Origin of the sequence: Spinactinospora alkalitolerans (assembly GCF_013408795.1) — a bacterium.
GTDB classification, from domain to species: Bacteria; Actinomycetota; Actinomycetes; order Streptosporangiales; family Streptosporangiaceae; genus Spinactinospora; species Spinactinospora alkalitolerans.
In genome coordinates this window covers 5,749,787-5,768,376 of the sequence record NZ_JACCCC010000001.1, presented here as the reverse complement: position 1 = coordinate 5,768,376, position 18,590 = coordinate 5,749,787, and the positions used below count along the sequence as shown (strand labels likewise).

At 66.3% G+C, this 18,590-nt stretch carries 11 protein-coding genes, 1 pseudogene and 3 CRISPR repeat arrays (1 of these 15 cut by a window edge); all 12 genes and pseudogenes read left to right on the top strand.

Annotation, left to right across the window (positions count from 1 at the left end; genetic code table 11):
* Positions 1-632: 632 nt before the first annotated feature.
* A pseudogene (locus HDA32_RS31930) lies at positions 633-947 on the top strand (DUF2637 domain-containing protein); the annotation flags it as partial.
* A 214-nt stretch (positions 948-1,161) separates the two neighbouring features.
* Positions 1,162-1,386, top strand: a complete 225-nt coding sequence (locus tag HDA32_RS31925) for a hypothetical protein (RefSeq protein WP_312863456.1) — start codon at positions 1,162-1,164, stop codon at positions 1,384-1,386.
* 591 nt (positions 1,387-1,977) lie between these two features.
* Positions 1,978-3,849: a CRISPR direct-repeat array (repeat unit 29 nt; unit sequence CTGTTCTCCACGCACGTGGAGGTGAACCG).
* Positions 3,850-4,088: 239 nt separating this feature from the next.
* On the top strand, positions 4,089-6,863 hold the full coding sequence (gene cas3 / locus HDA32_RS25710; protein ID WP_179645618.1) for a CRISPR-associated helicase Cas3': 2,775 nt from the start codon (positions 4,089-4,091) through the stop codon (positions 6,861-6,863).
* A 327-nt stretch (positions 6,864-7,190) separates the two neighbouring features.
* A complete protein-coding gene (casA, locus tag HDA32_RS25705; RefSeq protein WP_179645617.1) occupies positions 7,191-8,756 on the top strand; it encodes a type I-E CRISPR-associated protein Cse1/CasA in 1,566 nt (521 codons plus the stop codon).
* On the top strand, positions 8,753-9,391 hold the full coding sequence (gene casB, locus HDA32_RS25700; RefSeq protein WP_179645616.1) for a type I-E CRISPR-associated protein Cse2/CasB: 639 nt from the start codon (positions 8,753-8,755) through the stop codon (positions 9,389-9,391). The genes casA and casB overlap by 4 nt, the downstream gene beginning before the upstream one ends.
* Positions 9,392-9,423: 32 nt before the next feature.
* Entirely contained in the window at positions 9,424-10,572 is a 1,149-nt protein-coding gene (gene cas7e / locus HDA32_RS25695; protein WP_179645615.1) for a type I-E CRISPR-associated protein Cas7/Cse4/CasC, read from the top strand.
* Positions 10,569-11,324, top strand: a complete 756-nt coding sequence (gene cas5e / locus HDA32_RS25690; protein ID WP_179645614.1) for a type I-E CRISPR-associated protein Cas5/CasD — start codon at positions 10,569-10,571, stop codon at positions 11,322-11,324. Before cas7e ends, cas5e begins: the two co-directional genes overlap by 4 nt.
* Positions 11,321-11,959: a type I-E CRISPR-associated protein Cas6/Cse3/CasE gene (gene cas6e, locus HDA32_RS25685; RefSeq protein ID WP_179645613.1), complete on the top strand. Its 639-nt coding sequence runs from the start codon at positions 11,321-11,323 to the stop codon at positions 11,957-11,959. The genes cas5e and cas6e overlap by 4 nt, the downstream gene beginning before the upstream one ends.
* The gene (gene cas1e / locus HDA32_RS25680; protein ID WP_218882598.1) at positions 11,956-12,945 is read left to right on the top strand and encodes a type I-E CRISPR-associated endonuclease Cas1e; all 990 of its coding nucleotides are present in this window, start codon (positions 11,956-11,958) and stop codon (positions 12,943-12,945) included. Before cas6e ends, cas1e begins: the two co-directional genes overlap by 4 nt.
* 6 nt (positions 12,946-12,951) lie before the next feature.
* Complete coding sequence (gene cas2e, locus HDA32_RS25675; RefSeq protein WP_179645612.1) at positions 12,952-13,257, top strand: type I-E CRISPR-associated endoribonuclease Cas2e; 306 nt, start codon at positions 12,952-12,954, stop codon at positions 13,255-13,257.
* 18 nt (positions 13,258-13,275) lie between these two features.
* Positions 13,276-16,598: a CRISPR direct-repeat array (repeat unit 29 nt; unit sequence CTGCTCTCCACGCACGTGGAGGTGAACCG).
* A 115-nt stretch (positions 16,599-16,713) separates the two neighbouring features.
* Positions 16,714-18,048, top strand: coding sequence for an ISL3 family transposase (locus tag HDA32_RS31920; protein ID WP_218882597.1), 1,335 nt, complete (start codon positions 16,714-16,716; stop codon positions 18,046-18,048).
* On the top strand, positions 17,931-18,296 hold the full coding sequence (locus HDA32_RS31070) for a transposase (protein ID WP_312863447.1): 366 nt from the start codon (positions 17,931-17,933) through the stop codon (positions 18,294-18,296). Before HDA32_RS31920 ends, HDA32_RS31070 begins: the two co-directional genes overlap by 118 nt.
* A 66-nt stretch (positions 18,297-18,362) precedes the next feature.
* Positions 18,363-18,590: a CRISPR direct-repeat array (repeat unit 29 nt; unit sequence CTGCTCTCCACGCACGTGGAGGTGAACCG); it runs 472 nt beyond the window's last position.

Genomic DNA, 18,590 nt, shown 5'->3' with positions numbered 1-18,590 from the left:
TACGGGCTGGTACCCATCGGTGTCGAGGACGGCAGGGAGCTCCCGGTTCCTCCGCACCCGGAATCGCGACTCGCCGAGCGAGACGAGTAGTTTCTTCGGTCAGTGGCCGTAGGCGCTCAGGGAGCGCGTGACCAGTGCTCCGGTGTGGTGGTTGTGTCAGGTCGCTGCGGCCATGGTCGGGATCTGCCGGCCGATCTGACCGAGACGTCCTCGAAGGTTCACCCGTCGATCGTTCCAGGTCGCGCTGGCCCTTAAAGGGCGTTGATCGACTCGATCAGCTGCTGCATCAGACTTCAGCAGGTGCTCGCCGGGCTGGGGCTTCTCCCGCTTGGGCGAGGGTCGAAGCAGCGTGATCCCCTGCTCGGCCAGCCCGACCCCGAACGTCGTGGAGCCGCTTCCTTGCCGGCGATCAGCAGGGTCGGCCGAGCCACGGCCGGCTGTGGCCCGGCCTCCAGCATCCCCAGCTTCTCGTACTCGTCGATCTTGGGACTGGTCGAGCACCACAGGGTCGGCATCCCGTGCAGGGTGCCACGTAGATGGGAACGCGGGCCAGCTCGTCATCGAGGAGCGTGTGGAGCTTCCGGAGTCGGGCCGCGCGTCACCACCCGTCCCCGGACGGGCGGTGACGCGCGGTGGAGCGGTCTGTCTGGTCCCGGTGGACCACGATCCTGGCGGTGCTGCTGCCGGCGGTGATCGCGGCGGCGGTGTTCTACTCGCACATGCTCGAGCCGGCGCAGCGCCACGGTGAACCGCGATGGCGAGCCGCCCTGCTCCCGCTGTCGGTCGGCGGGATGATCGTGGCCTCGTCGATGGCGCTGCTCACCGACGCCCGCCACGGCCGCCACGGCGGGGCGCTGCCGTGGACGCTGCTGGTTCTGGGAAGCGTGGCCAGTCTCGCGGCCAACGTCGCGGTCGCCGACCCGGCCCTGTGGTCGCGGGTGATCCACGCCTGGCCGAGCTTCGCGCTGATGGGCGCCTACGAACTGCTCATGCGCGAGTTCCAGGCGAGTGCCCATGGCGTACGCACCGCGATCGCAGGCGATGAGCAGGCGCAGCCCACGGAGCAGAGCGGGCTCCGCTGTCGAGGTCGGGTCCACCCATGCTGGCCGCTCCGCCAGCGATCCTGTACACGGGGAAGAGGAGCGGCGTCCGCGACTGCGGGTGGTCGAAGCGGCGGACGATGGCGGGGAGGCGGCCGTCTCGGATATTTCGGAGTCCTTCGAGGCTGTGCCACGGATCCAGCTGGAGGCGTGGCGCTGGGCGCTGGACAACCGGCGCAAGGACGGTTCACTGCCCAGTGGCAAAGAGATCGCCGCACACTTCGACCGCAAGGACCGCTGGGGACGGCTGATCAAGCAGCGGGGACAGCAAGGTCGTTTCGGGTAGACGCTGTCACTGCTGTTCGGGGATACAGATTCCGGATCTGTGGCTTCTGCCTTGCCAAGGTAACCGCGAGTGGGAGATGTTCATGTCTCACCGCCTCTCTCCAGCGTGGGCCTCGTTCTTTCGTGAGGTGTTCGGCACGTCGTTCAGCCGCCGCTTGCCCCCTCTGGTCCCAAGGAAAATGGGCCGGTAATGGAGCCCTCTCCGAGGCTACGGTGGGGATTGATCGTGGCGGGCCCACCGCTAGCGATGATCAACGCGGTGGTGCCTACTTCCGCATACTCGGACTGGTGCACACTACGGTGGCCGCAATGGCAGTCTTGTTCTCGCTGTCAGCGGATGGCAGTGTCAAGGCCTTGTGTTCAGGGCATTTCTATGCATCCGTCTACCAGGCTGGCCATCTACGTTTCAGGGAATCTGAGGAGCGTGAAAGGTATGAGGGATGTGCTGGTGTGTACCTCTCGCAGGGGTACCGGGCAGCGCTGCGCGCCCGGCGATGGCTGGGGTGGGACTGTTACTACTGACCGTTCCCGGTTCGTTGAACTTAGACATGAAAACGGTAATGTGCTTTTGTGAAATCGCAGGTCAACAAGTCTGTTCTCCACGCACGTGGAGGTGAACCGGAGGTGTAGCCGATCACGGGCCGCTGAGTACCCTGTTCTCCACGCACGTGGAGGTGAACCGCTGTCGTGGGCGCCCAGGATGGTGGCCTGGCGCTGTTCTCCACGCACGTGGAGGTGAACCGATCGCGCTCGACTTCGAGTGCGAGCGCCTGGTCTGTTCTCCACGCACGTGGAGGTGAACCGACCGCTGCCAATGTGTACATCGGGTGTCCTTCCTGTTCTCCACGCACGTGGAGGTGAACCGCTGCTGGAATCCGGCCGCGTGCGGAGGGAACGCTGTTCTCCACGCACGTGGAGGTGAACCGCATGGACGACCGTGGAGGGCTGATCCGTGAGAGCAACGGTGCCCTGTTCTCCACGCACGTGGAGGTGAACCGCAGTGTTCCCCTTGATGTGTCCCGCTGGGGCGCTGTTCTCCACGCACGTGGAGGTGAACCACACAGGGAACATAGGGAACACAGGGAACATGGCTGTTCTCCACGCACGTGGAGGTGAACCGGTTCTCAAGCTTGGTGCCGAACAGCAGGTGTACTGTTCTCCACGCACGTGGAGGTGAACCGGACCACCGGACCTGATGGTCTCAGTGGAATTGCTGTTCTCCACGCACGTGGAGGTGAACCGAAGATGTTCTGCGGCACCGCCAGCAGCTCCTGCTGTTCTCCACGCACGTGGAGGTGAACCGGACTCCAACAGTTCGTCAGCGTCCTTCAAAAGCTGTTCTCCACGCACGTGGAGGTGAACCGGTGGCTTCGACGGCGAGCGGGCCCGTGAGGGGCTGTTCTCCACGCACGTGGAGGTGAACCGAAGATGTTCTGCGGCACCGCCAGCAGCTCCTGCTGTTCTCCACGCACGTGGAGGTGAACCGGCCGCGACCCTAGAGAGACGACCGCGGAGGAGCTGTTCTCCACGCACGTGGAGGTGAACCGCCGATGAAGTTGCCGCTGCCGCAGCCGGGTTCCTGTTCTCCACGCACGTGGAGGTGAACCGTCGAAGGCACCCCCGACATCGCGGCGTTTCTGCTGTTCTCCACGCACGTGGAGGTGAACCGCAAAGGTGGGTGTGGTTCAGGGGTTGGGGTGCCTGTTCTCCACGCACGTGGAGGTGAACCGGCCGCGACCCTAGAGAGACGACCGCGGAGGAGCTGTTCTCCACGCACGTGGAGGTGAACCGCCGAACCGTGGAAGGACCGCGGCGGCAAGCCCCTGTTCTCCACGCACGTGGAGGTGAACCGGCCACCACTCCGGCTCCGGCGGGGAGGGCGACCCTGTTCTCCACGCACGTGGAGGTGAACCGAGATAGAGAAGAATCCTTCGGCGGGAAGGGGTCTGTTCTCCACGCACGTGGAGGTGAACCGGTGGAGTTCAGAATGGTTTGTACCGCCCTATGCTGTTCTCCACGCACGTGGAGGTGAACCGCGTCGGCGGCTAGGCATTGCGTTCCTCCGGGTCTGTTCTCCACGCACGTGGAGGTGAACCGGTCGGTAATTTCGGAGGCAGCGACTTCTCGAACTGTTCTCCACGCACGTGGAGGTGAACCGGGGAGCCACCGGAGGTACACCAAGTCCCGCGCCTGTTCTCCACGCACGTGGAGGTGAACCAGTGCGTCTCGGCCCACGTCAGGCGGCGCGGCGCCTGTTCTCCACGCACGTGGAGGTGAACCGCTGGACGTGGTCGCGTTCTACGCCGAACCCGGCTGTTCTCCACGCACGTGGAGGTGAACCGCGATGCGGCGCACGCCACCGCGCTCGGCCTACCTGTTCTCCACGCACGTGGAGGTGAACCGAAAGGGCTTGGGCAGCATACCGATGATGCTGGCTGCTCTCCACGCACGTGGAGGTGAACCGGGAGTTCTCGGGTTCATCGCCAGCGGGGGGTCGCTGCTCTCCACGTACGTTGAGTTGAGCCTTACTACTTACCTCTTTAGAAAAGGTTGCTTATGGGCAGGGCTCGGTCGTTCTTCTAAGAACAGTCTGGATGCGCACTGCAGTTGCTCTCAGCCTTGCGTTGTATGCAGGCTCCGGTGTCATTGCCTGTGTCTAGTATCAGCGGTGCTCGCCGCATACGGGTGTCTGGAGGGGCGCTGATGGAATTTGAAGATGCAGGAGAGGTGAGCGTCGACCTGCAGATATGGGGAAAATCGAGAGGCCTCGACGAAGAGCGCTATCCTCTAGTCTGCCATCTGCTTGACGCGGCGGCCGCTATGCGGATTCTGTGGCGTGATGTGGTTTCTGCCGGGATGCGCCGGTGGCTGGCTCGGCAGATGGAAGTCACGGTGGACCATGCTGGCAGACTGCTGGAATTTTGGGCAGGTCTGCACGATATCGGTAAGATCACCCCGTCGTTTCAGCGGCAGGTGTCTGTTCCGCATGGGTACCCGCTGAGCCCCGATGACCGGAAGGTCGGGCATGATGTTGCTGCGCACCTGTGGCTGGCGAGTGCCCTCCAGCAGGCCGGATATGCCGATGGGAGGCGTACCCCGGTTGCCCGGCTTGTCGCTCAGTTGCTCGGTGGGCACCATGGCTGCTTTCACGAAGTCGATCCCGGTAAGGTGCGTCTGGAAAAGCGCCCCTATCTGGGGATCGGCAATGGCCTATGGGATGAGCAGCGCACTGCCACGCTCAAGACGGTGCAGTCGGTACTCGGATCACCAGAGCCGCCGCCCCAGATTGGCCGCGATGCAGCCGTCTTGGCGTGTGGCCTGATCATCTTGGCCGACTGGCTGGCCAGCCAAATCCCCTTCATCAAGCGCCGCCTCAAGCATCGGCCGGTATCGGGAGATCTTGCGTCACTACGGTCCTTCTTCCGCGGATCACTGGCCGAAGCGCCGAAGCTGGTCGCCGATGCCGGCCTGATGCGGCTGCGACTGCGGGGCGGGAGCTTTGAGCAGGAGTTTCCTTTCCCTCCCAATGCTCTCCAAGCGGGTATCGCCGAGAAGCTTCCCGGCTTGGTCACGGGACCGGGGCTGTTGATGATCGCGGCGCCGATGGGCACGGGGAAGACGGAGACCGCCTTCCATGCAGCTCGAATCATCGGCGATGTGGCCGGCACGTCCGGAATCTACGTGGCTCTTCCAACCATGGCGACCGCTGACCAGATGTATCGCCGTCTTTCGGAGTACCTGGGGCGCCGAAGCCCGGACCCGGCCGCGCTCACCCTGCTGCACGGCATGGCATGGCTGAGTCCGATCTATTCGATGCTGGAGGGGAAAGAACAGGCAGAGGATGCCGGTGAGGTATCCAGCGATGACGAGTGGTTGCGTACTGCGGTGACCGAGTGGTTGCTCGGGGCCAAGCGGGGACTGCTGGCCCCGGCTGCTGTTGGCACCATCGACCAGGCGCTGCTGGCGGTTCTACCGGTCCGCCACAACGTGCTGCGGATGCTGGGACTCGCGCACAAGACCGTCATCATCGACGAGGTCCATGCCTTCAGTCCGTACATGCGCAAGCTTTTGGCGATCCTACTGAGCTGGCTTGGTCAGTTGGGAGCGCCGGTCGTCCTGCTTTCGGCCACCCTGCCTCGACACGTCGCTCAGGAACTGTCCGCCGCCTACCTCGGGCGAGACGGCAACGCCGCTCCGCCAGATCTGGAGCAGACGTATCCGAGCTGGACCTACGTGCAGCGCGACATGCCCAAGCCGGTCACCGAAGCAGTGCCGGTGCCAGAGAAGGACAGACGCGAACTTGCGGTGTCCCTGCGGCCGCTCACGATCAGAGAAGGTGATCTGGTCGATCGGCTGCCGGCATTGCGCACCGAATTGCAGCCGCTGGTGGAAGAGGGCGGGTGCGCGGCGGTCATCTGCACCACGGTGGCCCAGGCACAAGAGACGTATCGGGCTCTACGGGGATGGTTCGCTGATCTGGCGGAAGCCGGCCATGAACCTCCGGAGCTGCGCTTGCTGCACTCCCGCTTCCCGGCACAGCAGCGAGAAAAGATCACCAACAAGGTGATCGCCGCCTTCGGTAAGAACGGGAAACGGGCGAAACCCTCCGTTCTGGTGGCAACGCAGGTCATCGAACAGAGCCTCGACGTGGATTTCGACCTGGTCATCAGCGACCTGGCCCCAATGGAACTCCTGTTGCAGCGAGCCGGCCGAGGGCACAGGCACAAGGGCAACGACAAGTCACGTCCCGGATGGGCGGCAACTCCACGACTCGTAGTGCTCACCGCTCCCGGCGGGGATACCCCTCGAATCCCTGAAGCGTGGAAGTACGTCTACCCCCATGCCTCACTCATCCGTGCCCAACGCCTCCTCACCAAGCAGGGCGCCGACCCGATCAGCATCCCTGACCATGTGCAAGGAATGGTCGACTCCGCTAACCCCGGCGATGGCATCGGCCCCGAAGATCCGCTGCTCGAAGGCTTCGAGTCTGCAGAGATCGAACGCATCGGTGCCAATCTCGTCGAGCTGCAAGCCGCCGACATGCTCGGGATCGACACGCCTGAGAGCCTGAAGCATCTGCACAGGATCACCGATCGAGAGGTGTCCGAAGAGCTCGTCTCCACCCGATTCGACGCTGACTCGGTCCGCGTCCTGCCCTGCTTCGTCGACCAGGACGGAACCTACCGGCTCGGAGCCGCCGACGGGCCCTCGTTCCCCCAGCCCAATGAGCAGGGCCGGTTCACCCGCGCTCAGCGGGCCGCTGTCATGCGCCACACCATCCCGCTGCGGGCCAAGCTCGTGGAGGGGCGCGGGGAAGCCAACAAGCCACCAGAGGAGTGGGGCAAGGAGCCGCACCTGCAGAATCTGGTGCTGCTGCCGCACCGTGTGGCCGAAAACGGCCAAATCGAGACTGTGTGCATCCGTGACCAGGTATTTCTCCTAGACAGTGAGCAGGGACTGCTGATCGAGAAGAAGTAAAAGTCGGAAACCGCAGAAGTCCTCGGCAACCTTCCGATAGCTTTCTTCTAGCACTAACGGCAAGTACGCGGCCTCTTTCGAGCTCGGAGCGAAGGGTGCTTCCGAGAAATGTCAGAAGCCACTGCTTCAGTGCTACATAACTCTGCTGATGGTCCGTGTATCGAACTGCAGTGGGCCGCCCTGACAGGGCGGCCCAACCTCCACATGCGTGGAGAGCAACTGGATCAGATCGTGGACTGATCCTCGGCAACCGGTTCACCTCCACTTCCGTGGAGAACCTCATGAACCTTATCCCCTGCCTCCCGAGGCGTCCGTGAGGAGCCTGCGATGTCTCCCCCTTCCTACGATCTGACGAATCAACCGTGGACACCGGTCCGATGGCGAAAGGAAACTGCCGACCGTCCGTCTGCTGTCGGGTTGCGTGACCTCTTCCTGCGAGCCCATGACATCGCTGATGTCAACGTGCCGCTGCCTCCAGCGACGTCAGGGCTGATGCGGCTGCTGTATGTGATCGCCGCTGAGGTAGCCGGCCTTGCCCTCCATGGCGATCACAACGACTGGCTGGACGCGCGCGATCGGTTGCTGGAAGCGGGGCGCTTCAAGGAAAAAGACGTCCGTGAGTATTTCGATGCGCCGTTCCGTTGCTTCGATCTGTTCCATCCCCGTCGGCCTTTCCTGCAGGACCGGCGGTTGGCGGAGGAGTGCGTCGACAGCAAGGGCAATCCGGTCAGCTCAGGTGTGAACAAGCTGGTGTGGGGGCGAGCCGCCGGCAACACCCAGGTGTGGCTCTCTCACGACGTCGACGCCCGGCCGCGCCTGGTGCCCACGGCAGAGGCGGCCTGGCATCTGCTCGCCTGGCTTTACTACGGGCCGTCAGGGATGAGCACGCCCCGCGCGGTGAACAACCCGAGCGCGAGAAACACCACGAGCGCGAGAAACACCACGGCCGGCCCGCTGCGCAGCACAATCTCCTTCCATCCCATCGGAGGGAACCTGTTCGAGACGCTGCTCCTGGGAATTCCTTTCCTCAAGGAGGGCAAAGGCGGGCCTGCGCCGTGGGAGGAGCAGGACGATCCAGATCCGCTCGGCGTTCCCGCTCCGCCCGTCGGGTTGGCGCGGCTGCTGGCCGGCCGCTTCCGGCATGCGCTGCTGCTCAGCCCGTCCGATGACGGCCGCTCCGTGGTCGATGCCCGCATCACCTGGGCCTGGCGTGAACCGCAAGGGGAGGCCGAAGATCCGTACCTGATCTATCAGCGCAGCAATAAAGGGGAACGCTACGCGCGCCGAGCCAACGCCGACCGGGCGATCTGGCGCGACTTCGACACGCTGCTGCGCAAGACCCCCGGCGACAGCGATGAACGCCGCCCGGCGATCATCGACGACCTGGCCACGCTGCACGACAGCGACTTCTACCGGTCACGTGTCGACCAGGTGCGGGTGCGCTCGTTCGGATTCGACCAGGAGGGCCAGGCACGCGATCGCCAGTTCTTCTCCGGCGCCACCCCGCCGGTCCTTAACTACCTGGAGGAGAAACGCCCCGACCGGTGCAACTACATCGGCCGGGCGCGCCAGGACGCCGAGGAGGTCGGCGGCAATCTGCGCACCGCCTTGATGCGTGCCTGGCGCGAGCTGGTCGGCAGTAGCGAAGCCAAGGTGCCCTGGCTCGGCGTCGGCGAGGCGCGCTACTGGAGTACGGCAGAGCGCAGGTTCTGGCGGCTCATCACGGCCGATGAGCCGCCTGTTCAGGTGCGCAACGAATTCATCCGAATCGCGCTGGTCGCCTACGAGGCGGCCACCGATGCCTACACCCACGACCCGCGGCACGTAGCGGTCATCGAAGGCTGCCGCACCCATGTGCTGCGCGGCTGGCAACGCGAAGAGGAGCAGGTATGAGCGCGCCACCGTCCACGCGCGACAAGCGACGCGCAAAGATCCGTGAGAGAGCGACGAGCCTGGTCGCAGACGTGCGCGGCATCCTCGATAAACCGGGACCGCGGGCAGAGCTGCGGCGCGCGGTCGGCATGGAGCCGGGCAACCCGCGCTGCTGGCACGCCCACCGCCACGTCGAACCCCACCTTCCCGGGGACCGGGACGAGGCGACCGAGCGGGCATTCCTGGCTGTGGCCGCGCTGATTGCGGCTCAGCCGCCGGCCGCACGAGGCCAGGAACGCGGCCGCGGGGTGGAGAGCGAGGAGCCGGATTCCACCCAGGTGCCCGGAGAGCCCGCTTCGCCGTTCACCGGCAACCTCGGGGTGGTACTGGCCCACGCCGTGGACCGCCGCGCCATCGGCGACACCGCGGCTGAGGGACGCCTGCACCTGCTGTGCCGACAGGATACGGCAGGAGTCCACCGCCAGCTGCCCCGGCTCGTTTTCCAGCTGCGCAACTCCCGCGTCCACGTCGACTGGGTCCAGCTCGCCTGCGACCTCTCCGAGTGGGAGAACGACCGCGACCGAGTGGTCAAGAACTGGCTGCAGGGCTACCACCGCACCCTGCACCGGCTCAAGGCCCAGCGCGACCGCAAATAGCACACCAGCATCACCGACACCGATGAGGACACATGAGCACCCCCCGATTCATTGACATCCACGCCCTGCAGACCGTCCCCTTCTCCAACCTCAACCGTGACGACCAGGGCGCGCCCAAGACCGTCGTCTTCGGCGGGGTCGAACGCACCCGGATCTCCAGCCAGAGCTGGAAGCGCGTCATCCGCCACGAGGTCGAGCGCGTCCTGGGCGATCCGGCTGTGCGCACCCGCCGCGTGGTGCGCGGTGTCGCCGAGCGCCTGGAGAAGCAGGGCTGGCCCAAGGAGGAGGCCGAGGCCGCCGGCCGCCAGGTCGCCCGCTCCGCGGGCAGCGGCATCAAACTGGAGCGCAGCAAGGACGAACAGGACGAAGAGGTGCTGACCACCTCGGTGCTGCTGTACCTGCCCGAGGCCGGCATGGAGGAGCTGACCGCGATCGCCGCCGAGCACCGCGATGCGGTGGTCGTCGAGGAGGCCAAGCCGGAAAAGAAGCGCAAGGGCGTGCTCCCCGGTGCGGCGATCGCCGAGGTGCTCGGCCGACGCAACGGCACCATCAACCTGTTCGGGCGCATGCTCGCCGAGCTTCCCGGTGCCAACGTCGACGGCGCGGTGCAGCTCGCCCACGCCTTCACCACCCACAGCACCAGCGTGGAATACGACTTCTTCTCCGCGGTCGACGACGTCGAGCAGGAGCTGGGCATTCCCGGCAGCGGCCACATCAACACCGCCATGTTCAGCGCCGGCACCTTCTACCGCTACGCCAACATCGATCTGCGCGGACTGGACGCCAACCTCGGCAAGGACACCGCCGCCGCCCGCGAACTCGTCAAGACCTTCCTGGACGCCTTCATCACCAAACTGCCCACCGGCAAAGCCAACGCCACCGCCCCTGCCAGCGTCCCCGACCTGGTGCACGTGGCCGTGCGCGCTGACCGCCCGCTCTCCCTGGCCACGGCCTTCGAAGCGCCCGTCCAGCCCGCCGAGGGGCACCTCGCGCCGTCGCTGGACAAGATCGTCGCCTACGCCGAATCGGTCAACACGCTGCTGGGAGCCGATCAGCGGCTGTGGAGCGGCCACACCATCGCCGGCCGCGACAAACTCACCCAGCTCGGCGACCACCACGCATCCTTCGCCGACCTCACCACCGCCGCGGTCGCCGCCGCCTACGGCAGGGAGTCCGCGTGAGCGGGCTGCTTCTGCGGCTGGCCGGACCGCTGCAGAGCTGGGGCGAGCACAGTCTCTTCGGCGAACGCGACACGCTGAGCTTTCCCAGCCGCTCCGGATTGCTCGGGCTCATCGCCGCCGCCCAAGGTATCCAGCGCGGACACCCCCTCGGGGACCTGCACCAGCTGCGGTTCACCATCCGCGTCGACCGCCCCGGTGTACGCCTGGTCGACTTCCACACCATCGGCGGTGGTCTGCCCCGCGCCCGCACTGTGCTCACCGCCGACGGCAAACGGCAGAGTGCAGCCACCGCCACCATCGTCACCAAGCGCCACTACCTCTCCGACGCGGTCTTCACCGTCGCCACCGAAGGCCCCGACATCTTGGTCACCGATGTCGCTGCGGCGCTGCGCCGCCCACGATGGCAGCCGTTCCTAGGCCGACGCTCCTGCCCACCGGAACAGCCGCTGCTGCTGGACCGTCCCGTCGACGATCCGGTCGCCGAGCTCCGCCGCCACGTGCCCGTGCCCCGATGGGCGCCCCGCGACGGCAGCGACCTCGAACTCGACTTCGTCCACGAAGGCGACCACGACGACGCCTGGCAGCGAAGCGAACTCTATGACACCCCCACCGAGTTCACCCGCCACGACCGCCGCTACCGCCCGCGTCCCGTCAGCGTCGTCTCCACCCCCGTGCCCGCCGCACGCTGCTTCGGACGCAGCGAGACCTACCAAGCCGAACTCATCCGCTACATCCAAGGGGCGGCCCGATGAACGCCTGGCTGACCCAGATCACCCTCAACCAGCGCCACCCCGGCATCGCCAAACAGATCACCGACGCCAACCGCCTCCACCAGGAACTGATGTTCCTGGCCCCCGACGACCTCGGGGAGCGCCCACGCAGCGCCGCCGGCCTGCTGTACCGGCTGGAGGAAACCCCGGCAGGCGTCAAGATCCTCGTGCAGACACACACCCAGCCCCGGCTCGACCGACTCACCAACGGCTTCGCCGCCACCATCGTCACACGCGAACTCACCCCACTGCTGAAGAACCTCAGCACGGGCGCCCACGTGCGCTACCGCATCGCGGCCAACCCCACCCAGCGCGTGGGCAACTCCACCACCGACCCCCGAAGAAAAGGAAAGCTCACCGTGCTGACCGGGGAACGCGGTGAACTGTGGTGGCTGGCCCGCGCCACGACCAACGGCCTGCACCCCTTCAGCCTGACCCAGAGCCGTCTGCCCGACATCTGCGCAGGCAAGACTCGCCACGCCGCCACCCGATTCGACGGCGTCGGCGTCGTCACCGACGCCGACCTGCTGCGCCAAGCCATCCTCAACGGCATCGGCCGAGCCAAATCCTACGGCTGCGGCCTGCTCAGCCTCGGCCCAGCACAAAGACCAGAATGAGCCTCCTCGTGTCGACCTCCTTCAGCAGCGCCAGGCGCGCCCTCTCAGCCCCCACCCTGGCGATGCTGCCGCGCATCGCCGACTCCCTGTCCTTCCTCTACCTGGAGAACGTGCGCGTCGTCCAAGACGACACCGGAGTGTGCGCCCAAGTCGCCAAAACCGACGGCAGCGCCGACCGCGTCTACCTGCCGGTCGCATCCCTGGCATGCGTGCTACTGGGCACCGGCACCTCGGCCACCAACCCCGCGATGGCCACCATGGCCCGCCACGGCACCACCGTGGTGTGGACCGGCTCCGGCGCGGTACGGATGTACTCGGCCAGCCAACCCAGCGAACTCACCACCGACTGGCTCGAACGCCAAGCCCGGGCCTGGGCCGACGACACCGCCCGTCTCGCCATCGCCGTGCGCATGTATGAGATGCGATTCGGCGCCGGTGTCCCCGAAGGCATCACACTGCAACAGCTTCGCGGCCTGGAAGGCCAGCGAATGAAGCTCATGTACCAGATGCTCGCCGACAAGCACCGCATACGCGGCTTCAAACGCAACTACAACCCCGAGAACTGGGACCAGCAGAACCCCGTCAACCAAGCACTATCAGCCGCAAACACTGCACTGTACGGCGTCGTGCACGCCGCCATCCTCGCCCTGGGATGCTCACCCGCCCTCGGCTTCGTCCACAGCGGCAAACAGCATGCCTTCGTCTACGACATCGCCGACCTGTACAAAGCCAAACACACCATCCCGATGGCCTTCTCCCTCAACAAAAGCGGTAACCCCGACCGAGAAGCCCGCCGCAACCTCCGCGAAGACTTCCGGCTCTACCGACTCATGCCGGCCATCATCCACGACATCCAACGACTCCTCGCCCCCGAGCTCGACGAGACCGGAGAAGAGACACAAAACCCCGAACTCGTCCATCTGTGGGACCCCGACCTTGGCCCCGTCGATGCAGGCATCAACCACGCACTCGACCCCGGGTGGTAGGCGCACATGTCCAACATGGTCGTCATCTCCACAACCGCGGTCCCCGACCACGTCAGAGGAGCCATCAGCCGATGGCTCACCGAACCCGCTCCAGGCCTCTACGTCGGCACGGTCTCAGCCAAAGTCCGCGACAAACTCTGGGAAGCCGTAAGCGCCTCCGTCGGCGAAGGAGCAGCGGTATGCATCCACCCCGCCGAAAACGAGCAGCGCTATGTCATCAAAACCGCAGGGGAGCGCCGTCGGCGTGTGGTCGACTTCGATGGCCTCCAGCTCATCGAATTCAGAGCCGAAAACGGTAACGTGCCTTTGTGAAACCGCAGGTCAACAAGTCTGCTCTCCACGCACGTGGAGGTGAACCGGGGGCGAGGGCTTCGCTGATGTGCCTGTTGAGCTGCTCTCCACGCACGTGGAGGTGAACCGCACGACCAGTTCGTGTCCGACTTCGACCACCCCTGCTCTCCACGCACGTGGAGGTGAACCGGCGATGGCGCCGGTCATCAAGGCCGTGGGCAACTGCTCTCCACGCACGTGGAGGTGAACCGGAGTAGCCCACGTCCACCCAGCCGCGCGCCGGCTGCTCTCCACGCACGTGGAGGTGAACCGGTCGCGCAGATGGAGGCGTACCGGAAGGCCGCCTGCTCTCCACGCACGTGGAGGTGAACCGGGGACAATCACCTACATGACTCGCTACAGGGACTGCTCTCCACGCACGTGGAGGTGAACCGCGTGCGCTCCAGCCGCTCCAGCGACTTAGTCACTGCTCTCCACGCACGTGGAGGTGAACCGAGGGTGGACTTCTGCGTGTTCGGGTCCGCCTCCTGCTCTCCACGCACGTGGAGGTGAACCGAACTTCCCGGTCCACCCCGAGGGGTTCACGGCCTGCTCTCCACGCACGTGGAGGTGAACCGACGGTGTCCTCCGGAAGGGCCTCGTTGATCGCCTGCTCTCCACGCACGTGGAGGTGAACCGTGGCTGCTGGAGGCCGGCCTCGACACCGACGACTGCTCTCCACGCACGTGGAGGTGAACCGGGCTCCTCTCGCAACGGGCGCCGCCCGGGACCCTGCTCTCCACGCACGTGGAGGTGAACCCCCGGGCGCGGCCGCCACTCAGCAGACTCTCACCTGCTCTCCACGCACGTGGAGGTGAACCGTAGACGGATTCCACGCGCTACCCGGTCTTCTACTGCTCTCCACGCACGTGGAGGTGAACCGCTCCAGACCCAGCATGCAACGCGCGGGGCCGCCTGCTCTCCACGCACGTGGAGGTGAACCGGACGCCCTTCGCGCGGTCTCCCGGCTGGCCCCCTGCTCTCCACGCACGTGGAGGTGAACCGCGGAGCGGGAAGCGGACGCCGCCGGACTCCCCCTGCTCTCCACGCACGTGGAGGTGAACCGAAACGCAAAGGCCCGCCGATGGACACCAAGAACTGCTCTCCACGCACGTGGAGGTGAACCGGCCAGGGGGTGACGCGGTGTCCTTCGGTCCCACTGCTCTCCACGCACGTGGAGGTGAACCGTCGGAAGGCAACCGGCCCGTGAGCCTTTCCGACTGCTCTCCACGCACGTGGAGGTGAACCGCGCTCGTGCACTGGGCCGCGAAGCTCAGCGCCCTGCTCTCCACGCACGTGGAGGTGAACCGAAGCTGGCGAGCCCTTCGGCCTGCTCACGCGCCTGCTCTCCACGCACGTGGAGGTGAACCGAAGGCGCGCGATGCTTTCACCGCCGCCCAGTCCTGCTCTCCACGCACGTGGAGGTGAACCGGCCGAGTACGAACAGGTACAGGCCATCGCCAACTGCTCTCCACGCACGTGGAGGTGAACCGCTCCAGACTCAGCACGCAACGCGCGGGACCGCCTGCTCTCCACGCACGTGGAGGTGAACCGCCGGTAGAGATGCCACTGGTCCAGATCGCCGCCTGCTCTCCACGCACGTGGAGGTGAACCGCGGACCGTCGATGACCCCCGACCGGTGCAGCACTGCTCTCCACGCACGTGGAGGTGAACCGTCGCGGCCGGACATCACCGCGGTGCCGCCAGCCTGCTCTCCACGCACGTGGAGGTGAACCGTCGCGGCCGGACATCACCGCGGTGCCGCCAGCCTGCTCTCCACGCACGTGGAGGTGAACCGAGATTCCAGAGGTTCGCCGCACGCTGCAGCGTCTGCTCTCCACGCACGTGGAGGTGAACCGGCCACGACCGCTCTCGGCGTGGGCGGGACCCTCTGCTCTCCACGCACGTGGAGGTGAACCGCGGTCGGTCGGTGTCAGCCGTCGGTCGGGTTGCTGCTCTCCACGCACGTGGAGGTGAACCCTGTTCTTGTTATCAAACAGACACAGACCGCTCCTGCTCTCCACGCACGTGGAGGTGAACCGGCCGTCGACACCGAGATGGAGAAGGCGCTGCGCTGCTCTCCACGCACGTGGAGGTGAACCGTTGCGTCGACTTCATTGCCGACCGGAACGACTCTGCTCTCCACGCACGTGGAGGTGAACCGGCTGGGCCGACTTCAGCACGGCCATGTCGTGGCTGCTCTCCACGCACGTGGAGGTGAACCGCTCGCGAGCACTTCGCCCTCATACACGCTCGGCTGCTCTCCACGCACGTGGAGGTGAACCGAGTTGTGCTCCCGTGCTGGGATCACGACGACCCTGCTCTCCACGCACGTGGAGGTGAACCGGCGCTAGGCGGCACGCACATGGACCGCCTCCGCTGCTCTCCACGCACGTGGAGGTGAACCGCCGCGATTGAAGAATCGGCGGAGGCCGTCCGGCTGCTCTCCACGCACGTGGAGGTGAACCGCACAATGAACGAGCCGGACACGCCCGGGTGTCCTGCTCTCCACGCACGTGGAGGTGAACCGAAGATCGAGCAGGGCGGGTCCGCGCGGATGGACTGCTCTCCACGCACGTGGAGGTGAACCGTCATCCAGCGCGCCGGTGAACTGCTCGATCGTCTGCTCTCCACGCACGTGGAGGTGAACCGTGGATGTCGCCGGTGGGTTCCTGGACGCGTTCCTGCTCTCCACGCACGTGGAGGTGAACCGTCTCCGTCAGGTTCCGGCTCCAGGACGACCCGCTGCTCTCCACGCACGTGGAGGTGAACCGACGCCGGAATCCTCGTGGACGGGGAGTACGGTCTGCTCTCCACGCACGTGGAGGTGAACCGCGAGAAGACCACTGATGAGTGAGACCTACGAGCTGCTCTCCACGCACGTGGAGGTGAACCGTCTTGAGAGAGGGAAGAAAATTGCCCTGCCCCCTGCTCTCCACGCACGTGGAGGTGAACCGGCCAAACCCTGGACGACCGACGGCGGGGAGGTCTGCTCTCCACGCACGTGGAGGTGAACCGGCCGCAGTCGCACCCAAGGCGATGTTGGACGCCTGCTCTCCACGCACGTGGAGGTGAACCGCGCGAATGCGGCGGAAAGCTCCTGCTGCGCGTCTGCTCTCCACGCACGTGGAGGTGAACCGGGGGAGAGGCCGGGCCTATGACGCGGCCGGGCCTGCTCTCCACGCACGTGGAGGTGAACCGTGTCCGCGTGGCCCCCGCGATGGGACCTGAGCCTGCTCTCCACGCACGTGGAGGTGAACCGCTGCGGGACTCGGCGCGGCGGTCGCAGAAGGACTGCTCTCCACGCACGTGGAGGTGAACCGTTGGGCTTTCACCCTGCGGGACAGGTTCGCGGTGTCAACGTCGCTTGAAAATGGGCTCTGGCACGGATTCGGTGAATCGCCTGCGGATGTCGGTCCGATCCCGCGATGATGCGGGGTGTCGCTCTCCTCCCTCTTCACGCTGCTCTTCCCGCACCTGGTCGATCTGCGGATTGATGACGTGTACCGGGCCGGGCTATCGGTGCGGATCGTGGCGTCCACCCGAGCCGAAGACGCCGCCTGCCCGGTCTGCGCGACCCGGTCACAACGCGTGCATAGCCGCTATGTCCGCCGCCTCGCCGACACTCCCGTCTCCGGCCAGGAGGTGCTGATCCACCTGGGCGTCCGCCGGTTCTTCTGCGATGTGCCCGCCTGCGGGCGTCGGATCTTCGCTGGGCAGGTGCCCGGTCTGACCGTGCCGCACGCCCGTCGCAGCCGGGGGCTGAGCGACGTGCTCGCCGGCATCGGCATGGCGCTGGGCGGGCGCGCCGGAGCACGCCTGGCAGCGCGGGTGGCCGCGGCCGTGAGCCGGATGACGCTGCTGCGCCAGGTGCGCGCCGAACGCGAGCCCGAGGTCTGCGTCCCCCGGGTCCTGGGCGTCGATGACTTCGCCCTGCGCAAGGGCCATGTCTACGGGACCCTGCTGGTCGATGCCCAGACCCGGCGCCCGGTGGAGCTGTTGCCGGAGCGCTCGGCCCAGGCCCTCAAGGAGTGGCTCATCCAGCACCCCGGGGTGGAGGTCGTCTGCCGGGACCGGGCCGGGGGTTATGCCGACGGCATCGCCCAGGGCGCCCCGGAGGCGGTGCAGGTGGCCGATCGGTTCCACCTGTGGCAGAACCTCGCCGCGGCCGTGGAGCGCGCTGTCGCCCGCCACCGCCGGGACTTGCCCCGCACCACGCCCGAACCGGCACCGACAACACCGCCGGCCGAGTCTCCCGGAATCAGGCAGGGGCCGCTGGCCGAGCGCACCCGCCGACGCCACCGACAGGTCCACAACCTGCTGGCTCAGGGGCGCACCATCACCGAGATCGTCGGCGAACTCGACCTCGCGCGCAACACTGTGCGCCGCTTCGCCCGCGCCGCCACAGCCGAGGAGCTGCTGGCCCACGACGGCACCGGCAAGCGCCCCCGCCGACTGGAACGCTACGACGCCTACCTGCGCGAACGCTTCGCCCACGAGTGCACCAACGCCGTCGTGCTCTGGGACGAACTCCAACAGCAGGGCTATGGGGAAGCTATGCGAGCGTGCGCGACCACATCCGCCCCTGGCGCGGCCAGTCAGTGCCTGCGCCCGAACCCGCCCAGCCGCCCACCGTCCGTCAGGTCACCGCCTGGATCCTCAGCCACCCCGACCACCTCGAACACGAGCAGCAACTCCAGCTCAAAGCTGTACTCCGAGCTTGTCCCGAACTGGCTGGTCTCAGCGAGCGTGTTCAGGGCTTCGCTCGCATGATGGCCCACCGGCAGGGCCACCGACTGGACGAGTGGATGAATGCGGCCCGGGGCGAGCGGATCCCCGAACTCGACTCCTTCGTCCGCGGTCTGGGCCGCGACTGGGACGCCGTCGTGGCCGGGCTGACGCTGCCGCACAGCTCCGGCGTGGTCGAAGGCCACGTCAACCGGCTCAAGATGCTGAAGCGGCAGATGTATGGGCGCGCCAACCCGGACCTGCTGCGCAAGCGCGTGCTGCTCGCCGCCTGATCGGAGAAGAGCCAGGCTTCACCGAATCCGTGCCAGAGCCAGTATTCACGCGTCGGCGACACGCGGCTGCTCTCCACGCACGTGGAGGTGAACCGTGAGTCGATGCCACCGGAAGCTATCGCGGGGACTGCTCTCCACGCACGTGGAGGTGAACCGGTGCAGCAGGATCGGCGGCAGGTCGTGACGGCCTGCTCTCCACGCACGTGGAGGTGAACCGGTGCAGCAGGATCGGCGGCAGGTCGTGACGGCCTGCTCTCCACGCACGTGGAGGTGAACCGCCGGTCAACCATCAGA